The following is a 24,075-nucleotide window of genomic DNA, read 5'->3' on the forward strand; positions in this document are numbered from 1 at the left end:
CGCGCCCCGCGTGCTGTGCCGATCCCCATGACCAATGCTGTGTTGTTGAACAATCTCGATCACCGCGATCTGCGTGTGATCACCGCGCACGGCGCCGTCTACGGCGATGACGTGATGTCGGCGGCGACCTTTCCGCAGGAATTTCGCCAGGTGCAGGCGCAATACCCCATCGTGTTCCATCGCAGCGGCGAGCGCAGTTTCCAGCCGCTGGCATTGCTGGGATTACGCCTGGGCGAAAACCTGTTCCTGGATGGCGCGCACTGGGATGCGCCCTATATCCCGCTGGCGATTGAGCGCCAGCCGTTCCTGATCGGCGAGCAGCCCGATGGGCCGATGGTGCATGTGGACCTGGACAGCCCACGCATCAGCCGCACCGAGGGCGAACCGCTGTTTCGCGAACACGGCGGCACCACCGAATTTCTCGACCGCATCAGCCAGGTGCTGCGCACGCTGCACGATGGCCTGGTGGCCAGCACGGGCTTTGTCGAACGTGCGCTGCGTTACGACCTGCTCGAGCCCTTCGTGTTCCAAGCCACCTTGAACAACGGCCTGGAATGTCGCCTGGCCGGGCTGTATGTCGTGCACGAAGAACGCCTGCGCGCACTCGATGATGCGGCGCTGCTCGAACTGCACCGTCACGGCGATCTGGAACCGCTGTACATGGCGGTGGCCTCGATTGCGCAATTGCGCCATCTGCTCGAACGCATGAACCGCCGTCATGCCGGCTGAGCCACGCGCCATCGAAGAACGCCACGGCCTGGACCCGCAACAGCTGGACCCGGCCATCCTTCGCTCCACCACGCCGCTGGTGCTGCGCGGGCTGGTACGCGACTGGCCGCTGGCCCGCGCCGGCGCCAGTTCTGCGCAGGCCGCTGCCACTTACCTGCGTGGTTTCGACCGCGGCGAGGCAGTGGTGGCGCAAGTTGGGCCACCGGAGATCGGTGGGCGCTTTTTCTACAACGCGGACATGAGCGGCTTCAATTTCCGCCCCGAACGCGTGCCGTTGGGCGTGGTGCTGGACACCTTGCTGCGCGACCTGGACAACGCGCAGCCGCCGGCCATCTATGTCGGCTCCACCACGCTGGACACCTACCTGCCCGGCCTGCGTGCAGCCAACCCGATCGCGCTGCCGCAGGCCGCGCCGCTGGCCAGCATCTGGATCGGCAACCGCACCCGGATCGCCGCCCATCAGGACCTGCCGGACAACCTGGCCTGCGTGGTCGCCGGGCGACGCCGGTTTACGCTGTTCCCGCCCGATCAGCTGGCCAATCTCTACATCGGCCCGCTGGATCTCACCCCGGCCGGGCAGCCGGTCAGCCTGGTGGATATCGCCGCACCGGACCTGCAGCGTTTTCCGCGCTATGCGCAGGCGCTGGACCACGCCCTGGTCGCCGAGCTGGCGCCGGGCGATGCGCTGTTCATTCCCAGCATGTGGTGGCATCACGTCGAGGCGCTGGAGAGCTTCAACGTATTGGTGAACTTCTGGTGGCGGCAGAGCCCGGCCTACATGGATTCGCCGATGAACGCGCTGATGCTGGCACTGCTGACCATCCGCGACCTGCCGGCCGAACAACGCGCCACCTGGCAGGAAGTGTTTCGTCACTATGTCTTCGAGTCCGACGACAGCACCGCCGCGCATCTTCCCGATGCCGCGCGCGGTGTGCTGGCCCCGATGGACGACGCCAGCGCGCGCAGCCTGCGTGCGCGGCTGTTGCAACGCTTGAATCGCTGAGGATTTGACCATGCCCGACACCACGCCTTCGGACCCGCAACAGCGCCCGGTACGCCACGTCGTCATCGCCGGTGGCGGCACGGCCGGCTGGATGGCGGCGGCAGCGCTGTCGAAATTGCTGGGCCGGCACCTGCAGATCACCCTGGTGGAGTCCGACGAGATCGGCACGGTGGGGGTAGGCGAAGCCACCATCCCCAGCCTGGTTACCTTCCACCGCTTGCTGGAAATCGACGAAGCCGCGTTCATGGCCGCCACCCAGGCCACCATCAAGCTCGGCATCGCCTTCGAACACTGGCGCGATGTGGACCAGCACTACATCCATTCCTTCGGGCATGCCGGGACCGACCACTGGAGCGCCGGGTTCCAGCATTTCTGGTTGAAGGGGCGCCAGCGCGGGGTGGCACGCGACTTCGGCGACTACTGCTTGGAACTGCGTGCGGCGCAGGAAGGCCGTTTTGCGCACCTGCCCAATGGCGGGATGAATTACGCCTACCACCTGGACGCCGGGCTGTACGCGCGCTTCCTGCGCCGCTTCAGCGAAGGCTTCGGGGTGCAGCGCATCGAGGGGCGTATCGGCCAGGTCGAGACCGACCCGGAGAGCGGCTTCCTCACCGCGCTGACCCTGCACAACGGCGCCCGCGTGGAAGGCGATCTGTTCATCGACTGCACCGGCTTTGCCGGCCTGCTGATCGGCAAGACGCTGGGCGTGGGCAGCGACGATTGGTCGCGCTGGTTGTTCGCCGACAGCGCGCTGGCGGTGCAGACCGAGTCGGTGGGTCCGCCGGTGACCTACACCCGTTCGCGCGCCGATCAGGCCGGCTGGATGTGGCGCATTCCGCTGCAGCACCGGGTGGGGAACGGCATCGTGTATTCCAGCCGCTACATGGATCAGGATGGCGCCCGTGCGGTGCTGGAACGCAACCTCACCGGGCGCGCGCTCACCGAACCGCGGCCGCTGCGCTTCACGCCCAACCAGCGCCACCGCGTGTGGGAGAAGAACTGCGTGGCGCTGGGCCTGGCAAGCGGGTTCCTAGAGCCGCTGGAATCGACCAACATCCATCTGATCCAGCGCGGCATCATCCGCCTGCTGCAGACCTTTCCGCAGGTGATCAACGCGGTCGACATCGCCGAGTACAACCGTCAGGCGGCCCAGGAGATCACCCACATCCGGGATTTCGTGATCCTGCACTACCACGCCACCGATCGCCGCGACACGCCGTTCTGGCGCGACTGCGCGGCCATGGACATCCCCGATTCGCTGCGCCACCGGGTGGAGTTGTTCCGCCAGAGCGGGCGGGTCTTCCATCAGGCCAACGAGCTGTTCGCGGAGAACTCCTGGGTGCAGGTGATGCTGGGCCAGGGCATCGTGCCGCAACAGCACCATCCGGTGGCCGACCTGATGGGCGGTGCGGAGCTGGGCCGCTTTCTGGAGACCATCCGCACCCGGGTGGAGGCGGCGCTGGTACGGTTGCCCGCGCACGCGGATTTCCTGCAGCGCTACTGCCCTGCCCCGCCGCTGCCCGAACCGGCCGCGCGCGCACCGGCCCCGCACGTCATGGCGACCCCGGCCGGATAAATTTCGGCGATCTGCAGCGCAACCCTTGGCTTAGACCGCCCCAGCAATGCTAGATTGCGGCATTGCCGTCCATTGCGGGAACAATGGCCGGCGCTCGCCGCAGCAACGTTATCTTTCGCACTCGGGGTAAGGGGGACGCATGTTGGATCTGACACAGGGCCGTATGGCACGCCGGATCGCGCCGGTCATTTTGCTGGTGGGCCTGGCCGCCTGCTCCAAGCAGGAAGACAAGGCCGCCACCACCACGCCGGCGACCGGCGCCACACCGGCGGCAACGGCACCCACGCCGGCCACGGCGGTCTCGCCGCAGGTGCAGTCGATGGCTGCCGAACAATTGCGCGAATCTGCCACCAAGGCGCTGCAGGACAACCGCATGTACGCCCCGGCCGGCGACAACGCGGTGGAGTACTACCTGGCCTTGCGCGAGAAGCAGCCGCAGGACGCCACCGTCAACAGCGCGCTGACCGATCTGCTTCCCTATACCCTGATCGCTGCCGAACAAGGCATTAGCCGCGAAGAATTTCCCGAAGCGCAGCGCTTGATCGCGTTGATCGAGAAGGTCGACCCGCAGGCACCGGCATTGCCGCGCCTGAAGAGCGGCCTGGAAACGGGAATGAAGACCGCTGCCAACCGCTCCGAGCAGGATGCCGAGCAGGCCAAGAAGCAGGTCGAGGACAAGGCCAAGCAGGCGGCCGAGCAGAAGCGTCTGGCCGAGCAGCAGAGCCGTGAGGCCGCCGCTGCCCAGCAGATTGCCGCCCAGCAGGAAGCGGCCCGCCAGCAGACCGCCGAGGCCGAGCGCCAGGCCGCTGCACGGCGCCAGGCCGAAGCGCCGGCACCCACGCCGGCGGCACCGCGCCCGGCGCCAGCCGCCGCCGCTGCAGCCGCGCCGGCCGCGCAGTCGCTGCGTCCGATCAGCACCCCGGCCCCGCGCTACCCCGCCGAAGCACTGCGCTCGGGTACCTCGGGCGAGGTGCTGGTGGAACTGACGGTCGGCACCGACGGCTCGATCACCGCCTCGCGCGTGCTGCGCGCCAATCCGCCGCGCGTTTTCGACCGCGAAGCCCTCAACGCGGTCAAGCGTTGGCGCTTCGAACCGGTGGCCGCACCGGTGACCACGCGGCGTACGCTGTCGTTCAATCCGGGCGATTGATCGCCGGGTCGTTGATGACATGGAAACGCAAAAGCCCGCAGCGATGCGGGCTTTTGCGTTGTGGTGGTGCGTTGTGGTGGTGCGTTGTGGTGGTGCGTTGTGGTGGTGCGTTGTGGCGGTGGTGTGTTGCCGCGGCAATGCAACGTCGGTGTTGCGCGTTGCAGGGTGCCGCCGGGACTTGCCGCAAACACCCACCACAACACCCTCAGCCCGAAATCGCCAGACGCTCCTGGTGATAGCGGCGCACCGCCGCATACCACAGCAATGCCGCCACCCCGAAACCGGCCAGCAGATACACCGCCCAGGTCTGCAGGTTGATGGTCTCGTGACGGATCACCTTCAACAGCATCTGGTTCTGCGCCAGAAACGGCACCGCGAAATGCCACAGCTGCGTCTTCAGCGGATAGGCCATCAACGCGTAGCCCGGCAGCATCGGCAGCAGCAGCAACCAGGTCATGTGCGCCTGCGCTTCCTTCATGCTCTTGGCCGCGGCGGCCAGATAGGTCAGCAGCGAGGTGCCGACAAACAGCATCGGCACCAGGATGAAGAGCATCTGCAGCATCGGCATGAAACCGACATTGAGCTGGCAGCCCAGGTTGGATGTGGAGAGCTGCGCGCTCAGCTTGAATGCCAGCAAGGTGAGCAACAGCGACACCATGCCGATCACGCAGGCCGCAGTGATCTTGCCGCTGACGATGGCGCTGCGCGGCGCAGGCGTGGCCAGCAACGGCTCCAGCGACTGGCGTTCGCGCTCGCCGGCGGTGGCGTCCAGAATCAACGACGCGCCACCCAGAAACGAGGTGATCACCAGCAACACCGGCAGCAGCATCGCCATCATCTGGCCGCGCTTGGCTTCGGCCGTGGCCAGGTCTTGCGCGGCCACTTCCAGGGGCCTGGAAACCTGCGCGTCGATACCGCGCGCCAGCAGCCGCAGTGCGCCGACCTGCTGGCTGTAGCCGGTGAGCGCGGCCTGCAGGCGCATGCTCGGCACATCGGCCTCGCGGCGGGTGCTGTCCTTGATGATCTCCACCAGCGCCGGCCGACCTTCGCGCCAATCCTCGGCGTAGCTGTCGCTGATGCGCAGCGCCACATCCACATCCTGGTTGCGAATCGCCGCGGTCAGGTCGGCTGGCGCATCCACGGCATTGAGCCCTTGGGCGGCCAGAAATCGCACCAGATTCGGGGCATTGCTGCGCCCGAGCGTGGGGATCTCCAACGGCTTGTCGATTTGGGTGCGCACGCGGCTTTCGCTCAGGGCCCCCATGCCCAGGATCAGGATCGGGTACAGCAACGGCGATAACAGCAACGCCAATGCCAGCGTGCGCCGGTCGCACGAGATGTCGCGCAACTCCTTGCGCAGCACCGTCCACAACGTGGACAACAACGATGTAGTGCTCATGCGTGCAGTCCCTCGTCCGAACCGATCGCCTTGACGAAGGCGTCTTCCAGATTGTGTTCACCGGTGGCAGCGCGCAGTTCGTCGGCGCTGCCGGATGCGACCACCTTGCCCTTGGCGATGATGACGATGCGGTCGCACAGCGCGGCGACCTCCTGCATGATGTGGCTGGAAAAGATCACGCAGCGCCCCTCCGCACGCAGCTGCTGCAGGAAACCGCGCATGGCGCGGGTGGTCATCACGTCCAGGCCGTTGGTGGGCTCGTCCAGGATCACGTTGCGCGGGTCGTGCACCAGGGCGCGCGCAATCGCGGTCTTGGTGCGCTGGCCCTGGCTGAAGCCTTCGGTCTGGCGGTCGAGAATGCCGTCCATGTCCAACGCGCTGGCCAGCAGCTGCGTGCGCTGCGCGATCTGCGCACGCGAGAGGCCATGCAACTGGCCGAAGTAGGCAATGTTCTCGCGTGCGGTCAGCCGCTTGTAGACGCCGCGTGCGTCCGGCAACACCCCGAGTGCACGGCGCACCGTTACCGGGTCGCGGGCGGCATCCACGCCATCCACAGCCACGCTGCCCTGGTCGGGCGCCATCAACGTGTAGAGCATGCGCAAGGAGGTGGTCTTGCCGGCGCCATTGGGGCCGAGCAGGCCGGTGATCTGGCCATCGGCGGCGCTGAAGCTGACCCCGTCGACGGCTTTCACCAGCCCGGTCTTGGTCTTGAACGACTTGTGCAGGGTATCGACGACGATCATGCAAGCGCCTCCGTGGCGTGGTCGATGCGGCTCATGGTTCCCATCCGTTGAACGAGGTGAAGGCGGGCACGGTGTTGAGGCTGGCAACGCAGGTGGTATCCAGCGCCTTGGCATCGGCGGTCTGCATGAACTGGCTCAGCACCTTGGGCATGCAGCCCAGCCGGAACACGCCATGCCCCTGCCCGGGCGCGATCACATGCCGGCCGTTGGGCAGGCCCTGCAGCACGCGCTCGGCGTAGCGTGGTGGTGTGACCGGGTCCAGCTGACCGGAGAGCAGCAGCACCGGCAACGTGGAGCGGAACGGCGCGCTCGCGGCGGCCGGCGCCGGCTTGGACGGCCACACCTTGCACGGTGCGAAGAACATCTCGGCCACCTCGTTGCCCAGCAAGGTGGTGGCCTGGTGTGTGGGTGGGCGATAGCGCCCGGCATCTTCGCTGCACAACACCGACCATTGCATCAGGCGATTCATCTGATCGGACATGCCCGATGCGCTCATCTGCGCCAAGGCCATCAACGAGGCATACCGGCCTGCGGCAGCTTCGTCGAGCACCAGCGGCAACAGCGACGCGGTTTCCGGCGCATACGAGAAACCGAACGCCAGGCCGGCGACGGTGTCGGCAGTGACCTGTTCGTGGCGTAAGCCACCGGTGCGCGGGTCGCGGTAGTCCACCGCCACCGGTGCCTGCCGCAACCGCTCCACCACCTGGCGCAACTGGGTGGCGGTATCGACCGGAAAGCGCTTGGCGCATGCAGGCTGCTGCCGGCATTGCGCAGACTGCAACGCAATCGCATCTTCGAAGGTGCGCGCGAACTCGCCGCCGATCACCAGATCGTTCGGCGCCACGCCATCGATCACCACGGTGCGCGTGTGCTGCGGATAACGTGCGGCATAGTGCTGCGCCACACGCGTGCCGTACGAGGCACCGATCAGGTTCAGCGTCTGCACGCCCAGTGCTGCGCGTACCGCATCCAGGTCGCCGATGGCTTCGCTGGTGGTGTAGTAGCGCGGGTCGGCGTCGTTGCGCAAACCATCGGCACATCGGGCCGCATACGCAGTCAATTGCTCGGCGGTGGCCTGGCTGCTGTTCTCCAGCGCCAGCGGCTTGCCGGCCGCGTCGCGACACGACAGCGGATGCGAGCCACCGGTGCCGCGCTGATCGACCAGAAAGATGTCGCGCTGCTTGCGCACTTCGTGCAGGCCCATGTCCACGATCGCCGCGACTTCGGTGGCCGATTGCCCCGGCCCACCGGCAATGAAGAACACCGGGTCCGGCGTGCTGCCGCCGCCGGCGTCGCTTTCCAGCCAGGCAATCTTCAACGCGATGCTGCGCCCGCTCGGTGCGGCCGGATTTTCCGGCACGCGCAGGCTTGCGCACTGCGCTTCGATATTGCCGGCAGCACCGCCGGCGCTCAGCGTGCACGGGGTGAACAGCAACGTGCCGTAACGATTGCCTGCGGCATTGCCGGGTGGGGTGTGTGCAACAGGCTGCCGCGCAGCCGTACCCGGCGCTGTCGCGGTGGATCTTGCCGCAACGTCCGTTGCTGCGGCCGGCGCTGCAGCGCGCTGGCATCCGGCCGCCAGCATCGCGATCAATGCTGCCGCCACCATTGTGGATTGCTTGACCATCGTCATCCTGTCTCCTGGTAGTGCCTGTCCCCTGACGTTGCCTGCGGCCACACGTGACCGCGGCAACTACTGCCCGTCTTCGAAAAGAAACACCTGCTCGATCGCTTCGCCAAACAAGCGTGCGATCCGGAACGCCAACGGCAGGCTGGGATCGTATTTGCCGGTTTCCAGCGCATTGATCGTCTGCCGCGACACACCCAGCCGTTCGCCGAGTTCCCCTTGCGACCACCCGTTGGCCTCGCGCAATTCGCGCACGCGGCTATTCATTCAAAACGACGCGCGTGGATGCTTTTGGTGATGCCGTAGATGACGCACAGCAAGGGAAACACCCACAGCATCGCCGCGCTCGCCGGAACATCGATCAGCTCGGCAGCCTGCAGAAATCCGGCCGTCATGTACGCACCGCTGATCAGCCCGGCGGCAATGGCGATCGCTTCCAGCTCGATCCGCCGTTGCATCTCGTCCGAATCGCGCACGTAGCGCGCCACTGCACGAATGACCAGTACCACCAGCACCGCCGGCAGCAGGGCGATCAACACCCGCGCCCAGTGCGGCCCGACATGCCCGAGCAGATAGCGCCAGAACAGCATCACCAACGCGTACAACAGCATCGGGATGCCGAATTCGCGGTAGTAACGGCGCGCCAACGCCGGGCGGGTGCTATCGCGCAGATCGCCGCGCGCCAGCCAGATCGGCACCGACAGCAGCATGCACGAGCCACCAATGCCGGCACTGACCCCGGCAAGGTAGTTGCTTAACGGCAGCACGTGCCACAGGCCGAGCAGCCCAATGCCGAGGAAGACCAGCCCCACGCAGAACACCAGCAGCGCCTTGCGCTTGCAGGAAGTCATCGCACGGCCTCGGCAACGCCATGACGCGCGCTGTGGGCACGTGCGGCAACCGTGCACACAGCGCATCGCGTTGCACGGTGATGCCTGCATTCCATTTGCCTGTGCTGCCGCCGCATCCCAGTCGCCTGTCAAGTACGCTTGACAGGCAAGATGCGCCCACTGGACGTTGCTGTCAAGCACCCTTTACACATTCGAATGCGGCTTTCTGGATCGGCCTTCATTGCTGGGCCCAAGCGACGAACGCCCGTGGCGGGACGTCGGCAGGCAAGACAGACGACACGCAGCCGCCGCAGCGTACGCGCGGCACATGCCGATGCCGAGCCGCGGCCGCGTTCGCATGGCGGTTGCCCAGCGGTGTGGTTGGCCTCGCTGCATCACCCTGCGGGTCGGCAGTGGTGTGCCGCGCATGCGGTAGGCTGCCGGCTGGAACTTCAGCAGGAGCGACGATGCGTTCACCTGTCTTGTTGGCAGCGGCGCTGTGCTGCATGACGCCCTCTGCACCGGCGCAGCACGCGGCGCCGCGCACGATCCAGCTGGATCTGGCCACCGCTGGCGCGCCGGTCGATCGTTTTTACGACCTGTCGGTCGGCTCGGATTTCCCCGGCACCTTGATTCGCAGCGACACGCAGGCGCATCTGCTGCCTGTAGTGCAGGAGTTGGGGTTTCGCTACATCCGCTTCCACGATGTGTTTCATGACGTACTCGGTACCGTCAAACAGGTCGACGGCAACCTGGTATACGACTGGACCAAGCTGGATCAGTTGTACGACGCGCTGCTGGCCAAGCGGATTCGCCCGTTCGTCGAATTGGGCTTTACCCCAAGCGCAATGAAAACCTCGGAACAGACGTTGTTCTACTGGAAGGGCAACACCTCGCATCCGGATCCTGCCAAGTGGACGCAGTTGATCGATGCGTATGTGCGCCACATCCGCGCGCGTTACGGTGCCGAGGAAGTGCGCCAGTGGTATTTCGAAGTCTGGAACGAGCCCAATCTGAAGGATTTCTGGGAGAACGCCGACCAGCAGGCCTACTTCGATCTGTATGCGAACACGGCGCGCACCATCAAGGCGATCGACCCGCAACTGCGCGTCGGCGGTCCATCGACGGCAGGCGCCGCCTGGGTACCCGAGCTACTGTCCTTCGTCGCCAACAACAAGCTGCCGATCGATTTCGTCACGACACATACCTATGGCGTGGATGGCGGGTTTCTCGATGAAAACGGCAAGCAGGACACCAAGCTGTCCGCATCGCCGGATGCCATCGTCGGCGATGTGCGACGCGTGCGCGCACAGATCCAGGCCTCGCCATTTCCCAACCTGCCGCTGTACTTCACCGAGTGGAGCAGCAGCTATACACCGCGCGATTTCGTGCACGACAGTTACATCAGCGCGCCCTATCTGCTGACCAAGCTCAAACAGGTGCGCGGCGTGGTGCAAGGCATGAGTTACTGGACCTATACCGATCTGTTCGAAGAACCCGGCCCACCGCCCACGCCGTTCCACGGCGGGTTTGGGCTGATGAATCGCGAAGGCATTCGCAAGCCGGCCTGGTTCGCTTACAAATACTTGCATGCGCTCAAGGGCCGCGATGTGCCGCTGAGCGACACACATTCCCTGGCCGCAGTGGACGGCACGCGTGTCGCCGCGCTGGTGTGGGATTGGCAGCAACCCGTGCAGGCAGTGAGCAATACGCCGTTCTACACCAGGCAGGTGCCCGCCACCGATAGCGCACCGTTGCAGATGCGCATGACCCACGTGCCTGCCGGCACGTACCAATTGCAGGTGCGCAGGACCGGCTACCGGCGCAACGACCCCTTGTCGCTGTATATCGACATGGGCATGCCCAAGGCGCTTGCGCCGCGTCAGTTGACGCAGTTGCAACAGGCAACGCGCGATGTGCCCGAACAGGACCGGCGTATCCGTGTGGGCACCGATGGCGTGCTTGACATCGCGGTGCCGATGCGCAGCAACGATGTGGTGCTGCTGACGCTGGAGCCGGCCGCGCGCTGACGGCAGACGCTCAGGATGGCTGCGCGTTGGAACGATGGGGCGCAGCACGCCCATGCAGACCGTCGCGCGCAATTATCTGCCGACGGCGCTTACTTCAAATAGGTCTTGAGGATCGCCGTGATGTCATCCACTGCGCGCTCGCGCTCGTCCAGGGCGTGGGGTGCGGCAACATGGTGCTTGAGGTGCTCGCTGAGCAGCTCGACCATCAAACCCTGCGCCGCGCCGCGAAATGCGGCGACCTGGGTCAGTAGCGCAGTGCATTCCACGTCCTGCGTCAGGGCTTTTTCCAGCCCTTCCACCTGCCCGCGGATCCTGCGCACGCGCGCGAGCAGTTTCGTCTTGTCCTGATTGAGATGCGTCATGCCATATACCCCCCAGGGGTATTTAGGATACCCTGTGGGGGTACCTTAGCCAGGGCCATCGCCGATGTCGACCACGCACGCCGCGCCGCATTGCGCGCAGTCGCACACCTTTGCCAGCACCAACCCGCTCGCCGAGCGCAGCACCGGCAAGGCGGTGATGCTGACCGTGCTCATGATGGTGGTGGAGATCGTGGGCGGTTGGATGCTCAATTCCATGGCCCTGCTCGCCGACGGCTGGCATATGAGCTCGCACGCGTTGGCGCTGGGACTGGCGTTGTTCGCCTATCGCTTCGCGCGGCAACATGCCGCAGACGTGCGCTTCACCTTCGGTACGTGGAAGGTCGAGGTGCTGGGTGGTTACACCAGCGCGATCCTGTTGTTGGGCGTTGCCGCGCTGATGGCGTTCCAGTCGGTGGAACGGTTGTTCACGCCCAAGCCCATCCAGTATCAGGAAGCAACCGTGATTGCGGTGATCGGCCTGCTGGTGAATTTGATTTGCGCGTGGTGGCTGCGCGATTCGCATGGGCATGCTCACTCCCACGGGCATCGCAGCCACGGCCATGCGCACACGCACGATGGTCATGGTCATGGTCATGGTCATGGTCATGGTCATGGTCATGGTCATGGTCATGGTCATGGTCATGGTCATGGTCATGGTCATCACCAGGATGCGCACAGCGATCTCAATCTGCGCGCGGCGTATCTGCACGTGGTGGCCGATGCCGCGACCTCGGTGCTCGCCATCGTCGCGCTGGTCGCCGGCATGCACTGGGGCATGACCTGGCTGGACCCGCTCATGGGTCTCGTCGGCGCGGTGCTGGTTACCGTCTGGGCCTGGGGGTTGCTGCGCAGCACCGGCAGCGTGTTGCTGGATGCGGAGATGGACGCGCCGGTGGTGGCCGAAGTGAAGCAGGTGATCGCCGAGCTTGGGCATGCGATCGACATCGCCGACCTGCATGTGTGGCGGGTCGGCAGCGAGCGGTATGCCTGCGTCATCAGCCTGGTCACCACGGCCGACATCGATGCGGAGCGGGTGCGGCGCGCGCTGCAGATCCATGAAGAACTGGTGCATGTCACGGTGGAGCTGCAGCAGCGCCCGGCGCTACTGAACGCTACGGCCTAGAACCGCAGCAGCTCGGCGCCACACGCCGCAGGCCACAGCACGCCTGCCGGCACAGGCGGCATGTACGCGCCGCCTACACGCAATCTCAGGCCTTGGGCGGCGTGGAGCTGACGTATTTTTCGCGGCGAATCTGCGCACTCGGCAGGCCGGCGGCTTTGAGCGCGTCCAGGCAGGTGTCCACCATGTCCGGGTTTCCGCACAGGTAGGCGATGTCGTGCGCGGCATCGGGCGCGAACTCGGCCAGGTGCTGCTGCACGTAACCGTGCCGCACATCGGCGTGCGGCTGGGCGGGCAATTCGCGCGAGAAGCACGGCACGTAGCGGAATTGCGGATGCGCATCGGCAAACGCGCGGAAGTCCTCGCCGTACAGCAGCTCGGTCGGGGTGCGTGCACCTTGCAGCAACACCACCTGCACACCGCGGGTGGCGATCGCTTCGGCCAGCAGCGGCAGCATCGAGCGGTACGGGGTGACGCCGGTGCCGGTGGCGATCAGCACGTAACGCCGGTTGTGGTCGCCCGGCTGCAGGCAAAAGCGCCCGTAGGGGCCGCTTGCCTGCAACTGGTCGCCAATCTCCAGGCCTTCGAACAAGGCCGTGGCCGAGCCGCCGGGCACGAAGCTCACCGCGATCTCCACTGCCTCGCCCGGCCCCAGCGCATGATCGTGGATGGTCGCCAGCGAATAGCTGCGCTTGGTCGGCGTGCCATCGGCGTAGTCGAAATGGATCTGGATGAACTGCCCGGGCTGGAAATCCAGCGGCTGGCCGTCGTCACGGACGAACTGGCAGTGGGCCACGGTGGGCGCAATCATGCGCCGGTCGACAAGCTTGAGGGGGAATTGAACGGGCACGAACGTATTTGGGACAGTCTGTGATCGGGGCAAACCCCAACGGGCTTCTATAATAACGGGCTGCAACTCGCTGCGCCGTCACCCTGGCGCGAAGGACCCGGCTTGAATTCCCCATCTCCCCGTGCGCCCGCCCTGCGCGTGTGCGATCTGCGCAAGACCTACGACAACGGCACCCAGGCGCTCAAGGGCGTCTCGCTGGACGTGGCGCCAGGCGATTTCTTCGCCCTGCTCGGCCCCAACGGGGCGGGCAAGTCCACCCTGATCGGCATCATCAGCTCGCTGGTGAACCTGTCCGGCGGCCAGGTGGAAGTGTTCGGCACCGACCTGGTGGCCCACCGCAGCGATGCGATGCGCCTGATCGGCCTGGTGCCGCAGGAAATCAACTTCAACCTGTTCGAGAAGCCGTTCGACATCCTGGTCAACTACGCCGGCTTCTACGGCATGCCGCGCAGCCAGGCGCAGGCGCTGGCCGAAGTGGAACTACGCCGCGCCCACCTGTGGGAGAAGGCCCAGGTGATGAGCCGCACGCTCTCCGGCGGCATGAAGCGCCGGCTGATGATCGCCCGCGCCATGATGACCCAGCCGCGCCTGCTGATCCTGGACGAACCCACCGCCGGTGTGGATATCGAAATCCGCCGCGACATGTGGCGCGTGCTCAAGGACATCAACGCCGCCGGCACCACGATCATCCTGACCACGCATTACCTGGAAGAAGCCGAGCACCTGTGCCGCAACCTGGCCATCATCAACCACGGCCAGATCGTCACCCAGGGGCCGATGCGCGAACTGCTGGCCAAGCTCGACGTGGAAGGGTTCCTGTTCGATATCGACGGTGAGCTGCCCGCGCAGTTGCCGGTGATCGAAGGCACCACGCTCACCGCCATCGACGGCCACACGCTGGATCTGGACATGCCGCGTGCGATGGACCTCAACCGCGTGTTCGCCACCCTGGGCGATGCCGGCATCCGGGTGCGCTCGATGCGCACCAAGAGCAACCGGCTGGAAGAATTGTTCGTTCGCCTGACCGGGCCCGGCGAGACCGTCGCCGCCCCGGCTCCTGCCGCAGCGGCGCCCGTGCGCCCGGCAGGCCACCCATGAGTCCCTCGGAGCCGTCGATGTCCGCCACGCCCGCCACACCCCGCCAACGCAACTGGATTGCGCTGGGCACCATCGTGCGCCGCGAAGTGCAGCGCATCCTGCGCATCTGGGGCCAGACCCTGGTGCCGCCGGCCATCACCATGACGCTGTACTTTTTGATCTTCGGCGGGCTGATCGGCTCGCGCGTAGGCGAGATGGGCGGCTACAGCTACATGCAGTTCATCGTGCCCGGCCTGGTGATGATGAGCGTGATCCAGAACAGCTACGGCAACATCTCTTCGAGCTTCTTCGGCGCCAAGTTCGGCCGCCACGTCGAAGAGCTGCTGGTCAGCCCGATGCCCAACTGGGTGATCCTGTGGGGCTATGTGTCCGGCGCGGTGCTGCGCGGGGTGATGGTCGGGGCGATCGTGCTGATCATCGCGATGTTCTTCACCCCGGTGCGGATCCCGCATCCATTGGTCACGCTGACCACGGTGTTGCTGGGCGCGACCATCTTCTCGCTGGCCGGCTTCGTCAACGCGGTCTACGCCAAGAAGTTCGACGACGTGGCGATCGTGCCCACCTTCATCCTGACCCCGCTGACCTACCTGGGCGGCGTGTTCTATTCGGTGAAGCTGCTGCCCGGCTGGGCCGAGGCGGCCACCCATGCCAACCCGATCTTCTACATGGTCAACGCGTTCCGCTACGGCCTGCTCGGCAGCTCAGACGTGCCGATCTGGGTGGCCTATGCACTGATGCTGGGCTTTGTCGCCGTGCTCAGCGCCCTGGCGTTGTGGCTGCTGCGGCGGGGTGTGGGGTTGCGGAGCTAGTCCAAGGCACTCATGAAAACTGGCTGCCATAAGGAAGTGGCAGATGCCTTCATTTTTTCTTCTAGTTTTATGAGGTCAACTTTGGCTCCTTTAATGGCCAAGCTGAGATGAGAAGAAATATCGCGCGCTGCATCTGCTAGGTGGAAAAGCTCATTGTAGGTAGGGTCTCGTAGTAGTTGCTCCTTCAGCAAAGTGTGTGCCATTCCGTGATTTCTGAGTTCGCGCAAGAATCGTCGCGTTGATCTACCCTTCGCGCATGAAACCTCGCTTCGATAAATCTCAATGGCCGAAGAAATTGCATTTTTACAGCAGGCGACGTGCTCTTCCTTCAATGCCTCAGATGCATTTTTTCCAGCTTCCTTCGCTTGATTAATTAGTGCTTTTGTGCAGCGCTTTTGCTTCACCAACCGAATTAACAAAGGAATTGACGCGGCATCCCGCCTGTTGACCGGCATCCTACGAGACCCCTGATCGAACACTCTCGCAAGGCTCAGTGCAAAATTGAGAGTCATACTTTGCTTTACCGAATTGTAAGCCGCCGCATTTGGTGGAATTTGAATCGGTGCACTCGATTTAAATTTCCTAACCATGTCGTTAGCAACAGCTAACGTGGTAATCCCCCCGCTTTGAGCGTTCGCCAAAAGTGGAGCTAGGCGGCCATCGCCAATTTCATTGCTGGCGTGATACCGCCGAGCGCCATGTTGGGGCGCTCATGGTTGTACGTCCATAGCCAGCGCGTGGCCTTGTCCTGAACCTGCTCGATGGTGTCGAACAACGTTGTGGCCAGCCAGGCGTAGCGGACGGTGCGGTTGTAACGTTCGACATAGGCATTCTGCTGCGGCTTGCCTGGCTGGATGTGCTCGATCCGAATCCCGCGCTGCTGTGCCCAAGCTAGCAGCGCGCCGCTGATGTACTCCGGGCCGTTGTCGCAGCGAATGGCGTTTGGCTTGCCGCGCCAGTCAATGATCTGTTCCAACGAGCGGATCACCCGGGCCGATGGCAGCGATAAGTCGACCTCGATGCCCAGACCCTCACGGTTGAAGTCATCGAGCACATTGAACAACCGGAAGCTGCGGCCGTCGGCCAGCTGGTCGTGCATGAAATCCATCGACCAGACCTGGTTGATCGTCTCCGGCACCGCCAACGGCTCTGGCCGCTCGCGCACCAGCCGCTTCTTCGGCTTGATCCGCAGGTTCAACTCCAGCTCCCGATAGATGCGGTACACCCGCTTGTGATTCCAGCCAAAGCCCTTCACGTTGCGCAGGTGCAGAAAGCACAGGCCGAACCCCCAATCACGATAGGTTGTGGTCAACCGCACCAGCCAATCGGCAATCCGGGCGTTCTCCTCGCTGGCCTTGGCTTGATAGCGAAAGCAGGTCTCGCTCACCGCAAAGGTCCGGCAGGCATGCCGGATGTTCGTGTGGCCACCATCTACGGCCCATCGGGCCATCTCCCGGCGTTGAGATGGCCTCACCATTTTTTTGCCATCGCCTCCTTCAGCAGGTCGGCGCTGAGCTGGGCATCGGCGTACATCTTCTTCAGGCGCCGGTTCTCGTCCTGCAGCTCCCTGAGCTGGGACATCAGCGATGCGTCCATGCCGCCGAACTTGCTGCGCCACTTGTAGAACGTCGCCGAGCTGATGCCGTGTTCCCGGCACAACTCCGGCACGGGCGTGCCGGCCTCGGCCTGCTTGAGGACGGCAATGATCTGGCTGTCGGTGAAGCGGGATGTCTTCATGGAACCTCCTCGGAAAAGGGTACGAGAAAATTCCACTTCTGGCGTCAGCTAACCTGTGGGGGGATTACCACGTTGCTTCTGCTCTAAGGGCTGTTTGAACATCATGATGATCATATCAATCATTCGATTGATCCTTAAAACGGCCTCATCCCTGGTGATCGAAATTCTCTTTTTTGGATCTACGCGACGTCATTTACCTTCTCTCGAACAACCTAGGAACGATTCTATGAGGTTACTCATCCTCGGCGCCGGCGGCACCGGCGGTTATTTCGGCGGGCGGCTGGCGCAGGCCGGCGTGGACGTCACCTTCCTGGTCCGCGAGGCACGTGCGGCGCAGCTGCAGGCCGACGGCTTGCGCATCCGCAGCCCGCTGGGCGATGCCGATCTGCAGGTGGCGCATGTCACCGCGCAGGACTTGCCGGCGCGGGTGGCGCAGCGGCCGTTCGACCTGGTGATCCTCAGCTGCAAGGCCTACGACCTGGACAGCGCGATCGAGGCGATTGCGCCAGCGGTGGGCGAGCACACCACGGTGTTGCCCATCCTCAACGGGCTGCGCCATTACGCGGCATTGGACGAGCGCTTCGGCTCAGCGCGGGTGCTGGGCGGGCTGTGCTTCATCAGCGCCACCAAGGGCGAGCACGGCGAGATTCTGCACCTGGGCAAGCCGGCAGCGATCACCTTCGGCGAGCGTAGCGGTGACGCGCAATCGGCGCGGGTGCAGGCATTTGCCGCCGCTTGCGCGCAGGCCGACATCACCTATGTGGCCAGCGAGCAGATCGCGCGGGAACAGTGGATCAAGTACAGCTTTCTCACCGCACTGGCCGCGGCCACCTGCCTGATGCGTGCGCCGGTAGGCGCGATCGTGGCCACCGATGACGGCCGCGCGTTGATCAACGGCATGTACAACGAGTGTCTGTGGGCCGCCGATGCGGCCGGGCAATCGATTCCCGAGCCAGCACGCGCCAACGCGTTGCAAACGCTGCTACAGGTGGATTCGCCGCTCAAGGCCTCGATGCTGCGCGACCTGGAAGCCGGCCAGGACGTGGAAGCAGCACAGATCGTTGGCGACATGCTGGCGCGCGTGCGCGAGACCGGGCGCAATGCCCCACTGCTGATGGCCGCCAATGTGCATCTGCAGGCGTATCAGGTGTTGCGGCATAGCTGATGGGAATGCAGGCGGCTGTGCGCGTGCGACGCATGCATAGCCCCATCCGCCCTTCGGGCACCTTCCCCCGCAGGCGGGAGAAGGAAGCGGCTTGGGGAACAGTGGCTACCGTTGCATCAATGCGCGACGACCCCCAGCACCACTTCCAACAGATCCCTTCTCCCGCTCGCGGGAGAAGGTGGCGCAACGCGCCGGATGAGGGCGCGCCGGGTTAGCGCAGCCTTCGCGCTGCAACGACGCAGTGCACACGATGCTCTGCTTCCCATCGCCCACTTCGCCCCTGATGAAAGCGCTCAGCCACCTGTTTCGTGCCGGTCATTTCGTGATCCTGGCGTTCTTCGTACTGTGTGCGGCGGGCCTGGTGACGATGGCCGGGCTGGAGCTGTGGCACGGCTTCACACCCGGCGGCCACATGGTGGTGCGCGACCGCTTTAACGTCGTGCTCGAAGCAGTCGGCCTGCTGACAGTGGCGCTGGTCACGCTCGAACTGGGCCAGACCATCTTCGAAGAAGAGATCCTGCGCGACGTCAAGGTCAGTGGCCCCACGCGCGTACGGCGGTATTTGTCGCGCTTTTTCGTGGTGATCGTGATCGCGCTGGCGATCGAGACGCTGGTGTCGATCTTCGAGCTGATGCATGCCGACCCGGCCAAGCTACCCTACGCTGCTGCCGTCGGCTCATGCGCGGCCTTGCTGCTGATCGCCTGGGGCGTGTTCGTCAAGCTCAATCGCAGCGCCGAGGAGCTGGAACCGGAGGCGATGGAAGAAACCAAGCGCGAAGACCGCGAAGTGCAGGAATAAGCGCGGCAGACAGAACGTCGCTGGCGGTTGTCAGATAAGCGCGCGCGTTGCGGAGCAACGCAGTGGATACGCGGCACTTGTCCATTTTCGACGGCTAGCCGCGTTTTTTCGCAGCGGCGCAATCGTTTGCTTGTCAGCCGCTGTCCACCTGGTCAGTGTCAGCCAGTAGTTGTTGGCAGCGGCGGCACCGCCGTCGGCTTGCCATCGGCATCGAGCGCAATCATCACGAACTGCCCGCGCGTGCACAGCTCGCGCGCGCCGCTAAGCAGGGTAATCCCCCCACAGGTTAGCTGACGCCAGAAGTGGAATTTTCTCGTACCCTTTTCCGAGGAGGTTCCATGAAGACATCCCGCTTCACCGACAGCCAGATCATTGCCGTCCTCAAGCAGGCCGAGGCCGGCACGCCCGTGCCGGAGTTGTGCCGGGAACACGGCATCAGCTCGGCGACGTTCTACAAGTGGCGCAGCAAGTTCGGCGGCATGGACGCATCGCTGATGTCCCAGCTCAGGGAGCTGCAGGACGAGAACCGGCGCCTGAAGAAGATGTACGCCGATGCCCAGCTCAGCGCCGACCTGCTGAAGGAGGCGATGGCAAAAAAATGGTGAGGCCATCTCAACGCCGGGAGATGGCCCGATGGGCCGTAGATGGTGGCCACACGAACATCCGGCATGCCTGCCGGACCTTTGCGGTGAGCGAGACCTGCTTTCGCTATCAAGCCAAGGCCAGCGAGGAGAACGCCCGGATTGCCGATTGGCTGGTGCGGTTGACCACAACCTATCGTGATTGGGGGTTCGGCCTGTGCTTTCTGCACCTGCGCAACGTGAAGGGCTTTGGCTGGAATCACAAGCGGGTGTACCGCATCTATCGGGAGCTGGAGTTGAACCTGCGGATCAAGCCGAAGAAGCGGCTGGTGCGCGAGCGGCCAGAGCCGTTGGCGGTGCCGGAGACGATCAACCAGGTCTGGTCGATGGATTTCATGCACGACCAGCTGGCCGACGGCCGCAGCTTCCGGTTGTTCAATGTGCTCGATGACTTCAACCGTGAGGGTCTGGGCATCGAGGTCGACTTATCGCTGCCATCGGCCCGGGTGATCCGCTCGTTGGAACAGATCATTGACTGGCGCGGCAAGCCAAACGCCATTCGCTGCGACAACGGCCCGGAGTACATCAGCGGCGCGCTGCTAGCTTGGGCACAGCAGCGCGGGATTCGGATCGAGCACATCCAGCCAGGCAAGCCGCAGCAGAATGCCTATGTCGAACGTTACAACCGCACCGTCCGCTACGCCTGGCTGGCCACAACGTTGTTCGACACCATCGAGCAGGTTCAGGACAAGGCCACGCGCTGGCTATGGACGTACAACCATGAGCGCCCCAACATGGCGCTCGGCGGTATCACGCCAGCAATGAAATTGGCGATGGCCGCCTAGCTCCACTTTTGGCGAACGCTCAAAGCGGGGGGATTACCGCAGGTCTTCGGCGATCAATTCCACTTCCACCGTGATCGAGCTACGCCCCACCGATACCACGCGCGCGATGGTTTCCACCATCTGGCCCTGGCGGATCGGCAGCTTGAAATCCACCTGATCCGAACGCGCCGTCACCACGGTGCGGCGCGCATAGCGCGAGGCGGCGAGAAACGCGGCCTTGTCCATCCACGCCAGCGCCTGCCCACCGAACAACGTGCCCAGATGATTGGTGTGATTGGGAAACACGATCTCGGCCATGCGGGCTTCGGTCGGTGCAACGGGCGTGGAACTGGTCATGAAGAAGTGCCGTATGAGGAAGAAAGGCCGGCCCGATCAACTGCGCAGCGTCGGCAGGAAACTCAGGTCGATGTGGTACCGCGACGGCCGTTGCGGATCGACGAAGATGCGCAGCGATTGTCCATCGCGCAGGAACGGCTGCGGATCGGTCCACAGGTTGTCGCTGCGGTACTCGGTCAGGGTGTTGTGCGCGCGGTCATGGCGATGGGCCAGGATACGGAACGGGTGCACGCCATTGACCTGCAAAGACGCATTGCGTTCAACGCACACCAAGCGCGCCTCCACCACCGTGCCATGCTGGCGCAACCACGCCGCACGGCGCGCATGCCAGACACGATAGCCGAGGATGCCGCCACCCACGCCGCCGAATACCACGCCCAGCAGCAACAAGATCCAGCGGGCCTGATCCGGCAGCAGCGCCGCACCGGTCAACAGGCCCAGCCCCGCCAGCAGGAAGCTCCAGGCGACGATGGTGACGGTGGTGTTCATCGCCGGGCGCCTTGCATCGACCAAGCGCCGGCCACTCTCACAGGCCGCTGCGGACCGCCGCTTCCACCTGCGCCGGCGACTGGAAGCCCGGCAAGCGCGCCACTTCGGCACCGTCCTTGAACAAGGCAAGAGTCGGCGTCTGCCGCAGGCCCAGACCACGGAAAAACTCCTCGCCCACCACTTCCAGCTTCACCTTGAGCAGTGCGATGCCTGCGGCGTCCTCGCTCGCGGCGAACTTGGTCAGCGACATGTCGAGCATCTTGCAACCAGGGCAATTGTCCTTGTAATAGTCGACCAGTAAGCGCGGATGCGCGGCCAGGGCAGCGGCGTAGTCGTCAGGGGTGGTGGCGTGGAGCGTCTGCATGGGGGGTGTTCTCGAACGGTGTATCGGTGAGGGCAAGAATGTGGTCGGTCCAGCTTTGGATCTTGGTGGCGTCGCGTTCGCCGTGGGGCATTTGTTCGATCTCCAGCCGCGGGTAGCGCGTACCGAAAAACGCGGCCATGCGCCGGGCCGCACCGCAGTAGTTCTCCTCGCCCCACTGCGTCTCTCCGGTGCCGAATACTGCCAGACGTTCCGGTTTACCGACCGCGTCAACGAGCTGTTCGATGAAGCGCTTCATCTCCGGCGGCGTCCGCCCGGCGTTGATGCTCCAGCTGCCGAGGATGTAGAGATCGTGCTCGGCGCCGTTCGGGCATGCCTGCGCAAGCGTCTGGATGTCGGCATCGATCCAGGTCACCGCATGACCCAGTTCCTCACACCGCGCGCAGATCGCGCGCGCAACGTCGCGCGTATTGCCGCTGAGCGAGGTGTGGGCGAGGAGGATGCGCATTTCGGTAAAGCAATTACTCAATAACGAGTTTCAATTCTTCAAGACGAATGGCCATTGCTTCGATGCTGACTCCAAAAGACTCGGACAACGATGCGAAGTGGGAGCCATTGTAATAAATCGAACTCGCAAGCCTCCTAGAGACGTGACGGAGAGTCGGGAGAACCTCGATCACTTCGAAAATAGGCTTACTGAATAGCGCAAATGCAGTCTGCTCATTCAGGGTAAAAATACCAAGAAATCGAGATTTAAATTCTTCGGTTAGAAGTTTATCTGGCAGCAAGAAGTAAGTAGCGAATTTGTCTGCCTCGAGCTCGGTTCGACTGCGCGCTTGACGAATTCCGCTCAATGGCTGATCCCGATGCAAACCAGTTTGATCCGGATGAAGAATTGCGTGGCCGATCTCGTGGGCCGCAGTGAAACGCATGACTCTCGGGTCAGCATCCGTTGCAATTTGGATGGATCGATTCGATTGATTGATCAGACCTGCAACCGAAACTCGGCGGCGGCCACTGGTCATCCAGCCAAGACTGGAATGAAACGTAAGTTCGAAGCCCAGCAACTCAGCGGCAAGCCGCGGGTCTAAAACGTCAATCGGGTGCACGTTCTTACTCAACCCGAGATCTGTCCGCTTCTTCCAAATCGCGCGTTGTAACTCTTTAGCCCGTGCCTCAATCGACTCAAAACTGTGACTTTTCTTTGCAGAGAACGCCTCCCCTTCTGATCTCGCAAAGCGATAACGATTCTGATTGTTACCCGCCTGCCAGCACTCTTCAAGTTCTTCCATGTGCGCGTACGGGTTCTGAAGCCACATGCGACTAGACGAGATGCGTGGATCCAATCGCTTACTCATGGTGCCCCCGTATTAGATGGAAGTATTGAGAGGTGTTGATATTTCCGCGTCAGAGATCGTCGAACCCGTTATCCGAATTCGTCTTCTTGTACGACGCATTGCGCATCTCGAAGAAGTCGGTCTTGGTTTCGGTGAAGTTGTCGGCGTAGGCCTTGATCCACGGCATCACGTTGTCGTTGGCGCCCTCGTACAGCTTCTCGATGCCGAGCATGCCGGCCATCTTGTTGGCGCGGTACTTCACGTAGCGGATCATCTCGTCCACGTCGATGCCGTCGATGCCGTCCAGCACTTCGGCGGTCCACTGGGTTTCCAGGTCGATCGCGTGCTCGAAGGCCTTGTGCACGTAGTCGGTGAGCTCATCGCCCTGCAGCGCCTGATTCTCGCCGATGATGGCGCGAATCAGCTCGCTGATGAACTTCGAATGCGCCAGTTCATCGCGGTTGATGAAGCTGATGATCTTGCCGGTACCGGTCATGCGATTCTGGCGCACCAGATTGTAGAAATACGCAAAGCCGGAATAGAAGTTGATGCCTTCCAGGATCGAGGACTGGATCAGCGAACGGATCAGCGTTTCGGCCGTCTTCTCGCGCATGAAGTCTTCGTAGGCGCCCATGATCGGCGCGTTGCGCTTGATGATGGTCGGGTGCGTGCGCGCGATTTCGAACACGCGGTTCTGGTCGGCCAGGCCGGTGATCGAGGCCAGCACGTAGCTGTAGCTCTCGTTATGGATCACCTCCTGCTGGCCGATGATGGCGGCATTGGCATGCGCGGCCGGGTCGGTGATGTATTCGGCCACGTTGTAGATGAAACGCGTCTGCGGCGAATCCAGCGTGGCCAGCAAGCCGATGATCGAATCGTAGGCATTCTTTTCGCGCGCCGACAGCTCGTTGTACTGGCGCGCATCGCCCTTCATGTCCACCTCGTCGGGGATCCAGAAGTTGGTCGACAGTTCCTTGTACGCCCGATAGAAGGACGGGTACGGGATGTCGTTCCAGTTGAGGATGCCGGAGGTCTGACCGTTGATGATGCCGGTCGAACGGTTGGGGTTGCGCGGCTCAAGGATCTTGATGCGGTCGAGCGGTGTTGCGGACATGGGTTCTACTCGTGTTTCAGGCGT

General features: G+C 63.7%; 25 protein-coding genes and 2 pseudogenes. 11 read left to right on the forward strand and 16 right to left on the reverse strand.

Features of this window, described 5'->3' with window-relative positions; translation table 11 throughout:
- Positions 1-27 precede the first annotated feature (27 nt).
- From FLG15_RS20100 to FLG15_RS20115, 4 genes are all read left to right on the forward strand, one after another.
- Complete coding sequence (locus tag FLG15_RS20100; RefSeq protein WP_057677608.1) at positions 28-729, forward strand: SapC family protein; 702 nt, start codon at positions 28-30, stop codon at positions 727-729.
- Positions 719-1,732: a cupin-like domain-containing protein gene (locus FLG15_RS20105; protein ID WP_057677605.1), complete on the forward strand. Its 1,014-nt coding sequence runs from the start codon at positions 719-721 to the stop codon at positions 1,730-1,732. The genes FLG15_RS20100 and FLG15_RS20105 overlap by 11 nt, the downstream gene beginning before the upstream one ends.
- Before the next feature lie 10 nt (positions 1,733-1,742).
- The gene (locus FLG15_RS20110) at positions 1,743-3,308 is read left to right on the forward strand and encodes a tryptophan halogenase family protein (RefSeq protein WP_057677606.1); all 1,566 of its coding nucleotides are present in this window, start codon (positions 1,743-1,745) and stop codon (positions 3,306-3,308) included.
- Positions 3,309-3,447: 139 nt separating this feature from the next.
- Entirely contained in the window at positions 3,448-4,458 is a 1,011-nt protein-coding gene (locus FLG15_RS20115) for an energy transducer TonB (RefSeq protein WP_039574372.1), read from the forward strand.
- Positions 4,459-4,663: 205 nt separating this feature from the next.
- On the opposite strand, the gene FLG15_RS20120 is transcribed toward FLG15_RS20115, so the two are convergent.
- Genes FLG15_RS20120 through FLG15_RS20140 form a run of 5 tightly spaced genes read right to left on the reverse strand, consistent with a single transcriptional unit; the run spans position 4,664 to position 9,078 of the window.
- Positions 4,664-5,857 carry an ABC transporter permease gene (locus tag FLG15_RS20120; RefSeq protein ID WP_150147190.1) on the reverse strand — a complete coding sequence of 398 codons (1,194 nt, stop codon included), beginning with the start codon at positions 5,855-5,857 and terminating at the stop codon, positions 4,664-4,666.
- A complete protein-coding gene (locus FLG15_RS20125; RefSeq protein WP_150147193.1) occupies positions 5,854-6,600 on the reverse strand; it encodes an ABC transporter ATP-binding protein in 747 nt (248 codons plus the stop codon). Before FLG15_RS20125 ends, FLG15_RS20120 begins: the two co-directional genes overlap by 4 nt.
- 31 nt (positions 6,601-6,631) lie before the next feature.
- A complete protein-coding gene (locus FLG15_RS20130) occupies positions 6,632-8,233 on the reverse strand; it encodes an alpha/beta fold hydrolase (RefSeq protein WP_150147196.1) in 1,602 nt (533 codons plus the stop codon).
- A 60-nt stretch (positions 8,234-8,293) separates the two neighbouring features.
- A complete protein-coding gene (locus FLG15_RS20135; RefSeq protein ID WP_017156280.1) occupies positions 8,294-8,494 on the reverse strand; it encodes a helix-turn-helix transcriptional regulator in 201 nt (66 codons plus the stop codon).
- Complete coding sequence (locus tag FLG15_RS20140; RefSeq protein ID WP_057678941.1) at positions 8,491-9,078, reverse strand: hypothetical protein; 588 nt, start codon at positions 9,076-9,078, stop codon at positions 8,491-8,493. The genes FLG15_RS20135 and FLG15_RS20140 overlap by 4 nt, the downstream gene beginning before the upstream one ends.
- A gap of 446 nt (positions 9,079-9,524) precedes the next feature.
- On the opposite strand from FLG15_RS20140, the gene FLG15_RS20145 reads away from it, so the two are divergent.
- The gene (locus FLG15_RS20145; protein WP_057678942.1) at positions 9,525-11,087 is read left to right on the forward strand and encodes a GH39 family glycosyl hydrolase; all 1,563 of its coding nucleotides are present in this window, start codon (positions 9,525-9,527) and stop codon (positions 11,085-11,087) included.
- Between the two features lie 89 nt (positions 11,088-11,176).
- On the opposite strand, the gene FLG15_RS20150 is transcribed toward FLG15_RS20145, so the two are convergent.
- Entirely contained in the window at positions 11,177-11,449 is a 273-nt protein-coding gene (locus tag FLG15_RS20150; RefSeq protein WP_057678943.1) for a metal/formaldehyde-sensitive transcriptional repressor, read from the reverse strand.
- A 64-nt stretch (positions 11,450-11,513) separates the two neighbouring features.
- Here FLG15_RS20150 and FLG15_RS20155 point away from each other — a divergent pair, with 64 nt between their 5' ends.
- The gene (locus FLG15_RS20155) at positions 11,514-12,572 is read left to right on the forward strand and encodes a cation diffusion facilitator family transporter (protein WP_150147199.1); all 1,059 of its coding nucleotides are present in this window, start codon (positions 11,514-11,516) and stop codon (positions 12,570-12,572) included.
- A gap of 85 nt (positions 12,573-12,657) precedes the next feature.
- Here the strand turns inward: FLG15_RS20155 and FLG15_RS20160 are convergent, their stop codons facing one another.
- Positions 12,658-13,485 (reverse strand): ferredoxin--NADP reductase, encoded by an 828-nt coding sequence (locus FLG15_RS20160; RefSeq protein WP_162267518.1) that lies wholly within the window; start codon positions 13,483-13,485, stop codon positions 12,658-12,660.
- 36 nt (positions 13,486-13,521) lie between these two features.
- Between FLG15_RS20160 and FLG15_RS20165 the strand changes: the two genes are divergently transcribed.
- A complete protein-coding gene (locus FLG15_RS20165) occupies positions 13,522-14,517 on the forward strand; it encodes an ABC transporter ATP-binding protein (RefSeq protein WP_017156286.1) in 996 nt (331 codons plus the stop codon).
- On the forward strand, positions 14,514-15,326 hold the full coding sequence (locus tag FLG15_RS20170) for an ABC transporter permease (RefSeq protein WP_029820666.1): 813 nt from the start codon (positions 14,514-14,516) through the stop codon (positions 15,324-15,326). Before FLG15_RS20165 ends, FLG15_RS20170 begins: the two co-directional genes overlap by 4 nt.
- Here the strand turns inward: FLG15_RS20170 and FLG15_RS20175 are convergent.
- Together FLG15_RS20175 and FLG15_RS20180 are read right to left on the reverse strand one after the other, a co-directional pair.
- A complete protein-coding gene (locus tag FLG15_RS20175) occupies positions 15,323-15,916 on the reverse strand; it encodes an AbiU2 domain-containing protein (RefSeq protein WP_139790956.1) in 594 nt (197 codons plus the stop codon). The genes FLG15_RS20170 and FLG15_RS20175 overlap by 4 nt on opposite strands.
- A 59-nt stretch (positions 15,917-15,975) precedes the next feature.
- Positions 15,976-17,063, reverse strand: a protein-coding gene (locus tag FLG15_RS20180; protein WP_223842567.1) for an IS3-like element ISXcd1 family transposase whose coding sequence is annotated in 2 segments (ribosomal slippage) — positions 15,976-16,811 and positions 16,811-17,063 — 1,089 coding nt in all. Because the reading frame shifts where the segments join, the coding sequence is not laid out codon by codon here.
- Between the two features lie 226 nt (positions 17,064-17,289).
- Between FLG15_RS20180 and panE the strand changes: the two genes are divergently transcribed.
- Positions 17,290-18,228, forward strand: a complete 939-nt coding sequence (gene panE / locus FLG15_RS20185) for a 2-dehydropantoate 2-reductase (RefSeq protein WP_057678946.1) — start codon at positions 17,290-17,292, stop codon at positions 18,226-18,228.
- Positions 18,229-18,511: 283 nt separating this feature from the next.
- Positions 18,512-19,027 carry a hypothetical protein gene (locus tag FLG15_RS20190; RefSeq protein WP_057678947.1) on the forward strand — a complete coding sequence of 172 codons (516 nt, stop codon included), beginning with the start codon at positions 18,512-18,514 and terminating at the stop codon, positions 19,025-19,027.
- 158 nt (positions 19,028-19,185) lie between these two features.
- Here the strand turns inward: FLG15_RS20190 and FLG15_RS20195 are convergent.
- Positions 19,186-19,296 (reverse strand): annotated as a pseudogene (locus FLG15_RS20195) (acyl-CoA thioesterase); the annotation flags it as partial.
- Positions 19,297-19,365: 69 nt separating this feature from the next.
- Between FLG15_RS20195 and FLG15_RS20200 the strand changes: the two are divergent.
- Positions 19,366-20,453, forward strand: a protein-coding gene (locus FLG15_RS20200; RefSeq protein ID WP_223842567.1) for an IS3-like element ISXcd1 family transposase whose coding sequence is annotated in 2 segments (ribosomal slippage) — positions 19,366-19,618 and positions 19,618-20,453 — 1,089 coding nt in all. Because the reading frame shifts where the segments join, the coding sequence is not laid out codon by codon here.
- A 39-nt stretch (positions 20,454-20,492) separates the two neighbouring features.
- Here FLG15_RS20200 and FLG15_RS20205 read toward each other — a convergent pair.
- The 6 genes and pseudogenes from FLG15_RS20205 to FLG15_RS20230 form a co-directional block, all read right to left on the reverse strand.
- Positions 20,493-20,789 (reverse strand): annotated as a pseudogene (locus FLG15_RS20205) (acyl-CoA thioesterase); the annotation flags it as partial.
- Between the two features lie 36 nt (positions 20,790-20,825).
- On the reverse strand, positions 20,826-21,278 hold the full coding sequence (locus FLG15_RS20210; protein ID WP_057678949.1) for a DUF3592 domain-containing protein: 453 nt from the start codon (positions 21,276-21,278) through the stop codon (positions 20,826-20,828).
- A gap of 37 nt (positions 21,279-21,315) precedes the next feature.
- Positions 21,316-21,642, reverse strand: coding sequence for a thioredoxin family protein (locus FLG15_RS20215; RefSeq protein WP_057678950.1), 327 nt, complete (start codon positions 21,640-21,642; stop codon positions 21,316-21,318).
- Positions 21,614-22,108, reverse strand: a complete 495-nt coding sequence (locus FLG15_RS20220; protein WP_057678951.1) for a flavodoxin — start codon at positions 22,106-22,108, stop codon at positions 21,614-21,616. Before FLG15_RS20220 ends, FLG15_RS20215 begins: the two co-directional genes overlap by 29 nt.
- 13 nt (positions 22,109-22,121) lie before the next feature.
- The gene (locus tag FLG15_RS20225) at positions 22,122-22,892 is read right to left on the reverse strand and encodes an ImmA/IrrE family metallo-endopeptidase (protein WP_237377059.1); all 771 of its coding nucleotides are present in this window, start codon (positions 22,890-22,892) and stop codon (positions 22,122-22,124) included.
- Positions 22,893-23,007: 115 nt separating this feature from the next.
- Positions 23,008-24,051 (reverse strand): ribonucleotide-diphosphate reductase subunit beta, encoded by a 1,044-nt coding sequence (locus FLG15_RS20230; protein WP_005914812.1) that lies wholly within the window; start codon positions 24,049-24,051, stop codon positions 23,008-23,010.
- Positions 24,052-24,075: the final 24 nt, after the last annotated feature.

The sequence above is a fragment of the Xanthomonas phaseoli pv. dieffenbachiae genome (assembly GCF_008639345.1).
Lineage (GTDB): Bacteria > Pseudomonadota > Gammaproteobacteria > Xanthomonadales > Xanthomonadaceae > Xanthomonas > Xanthomonas phaseoli.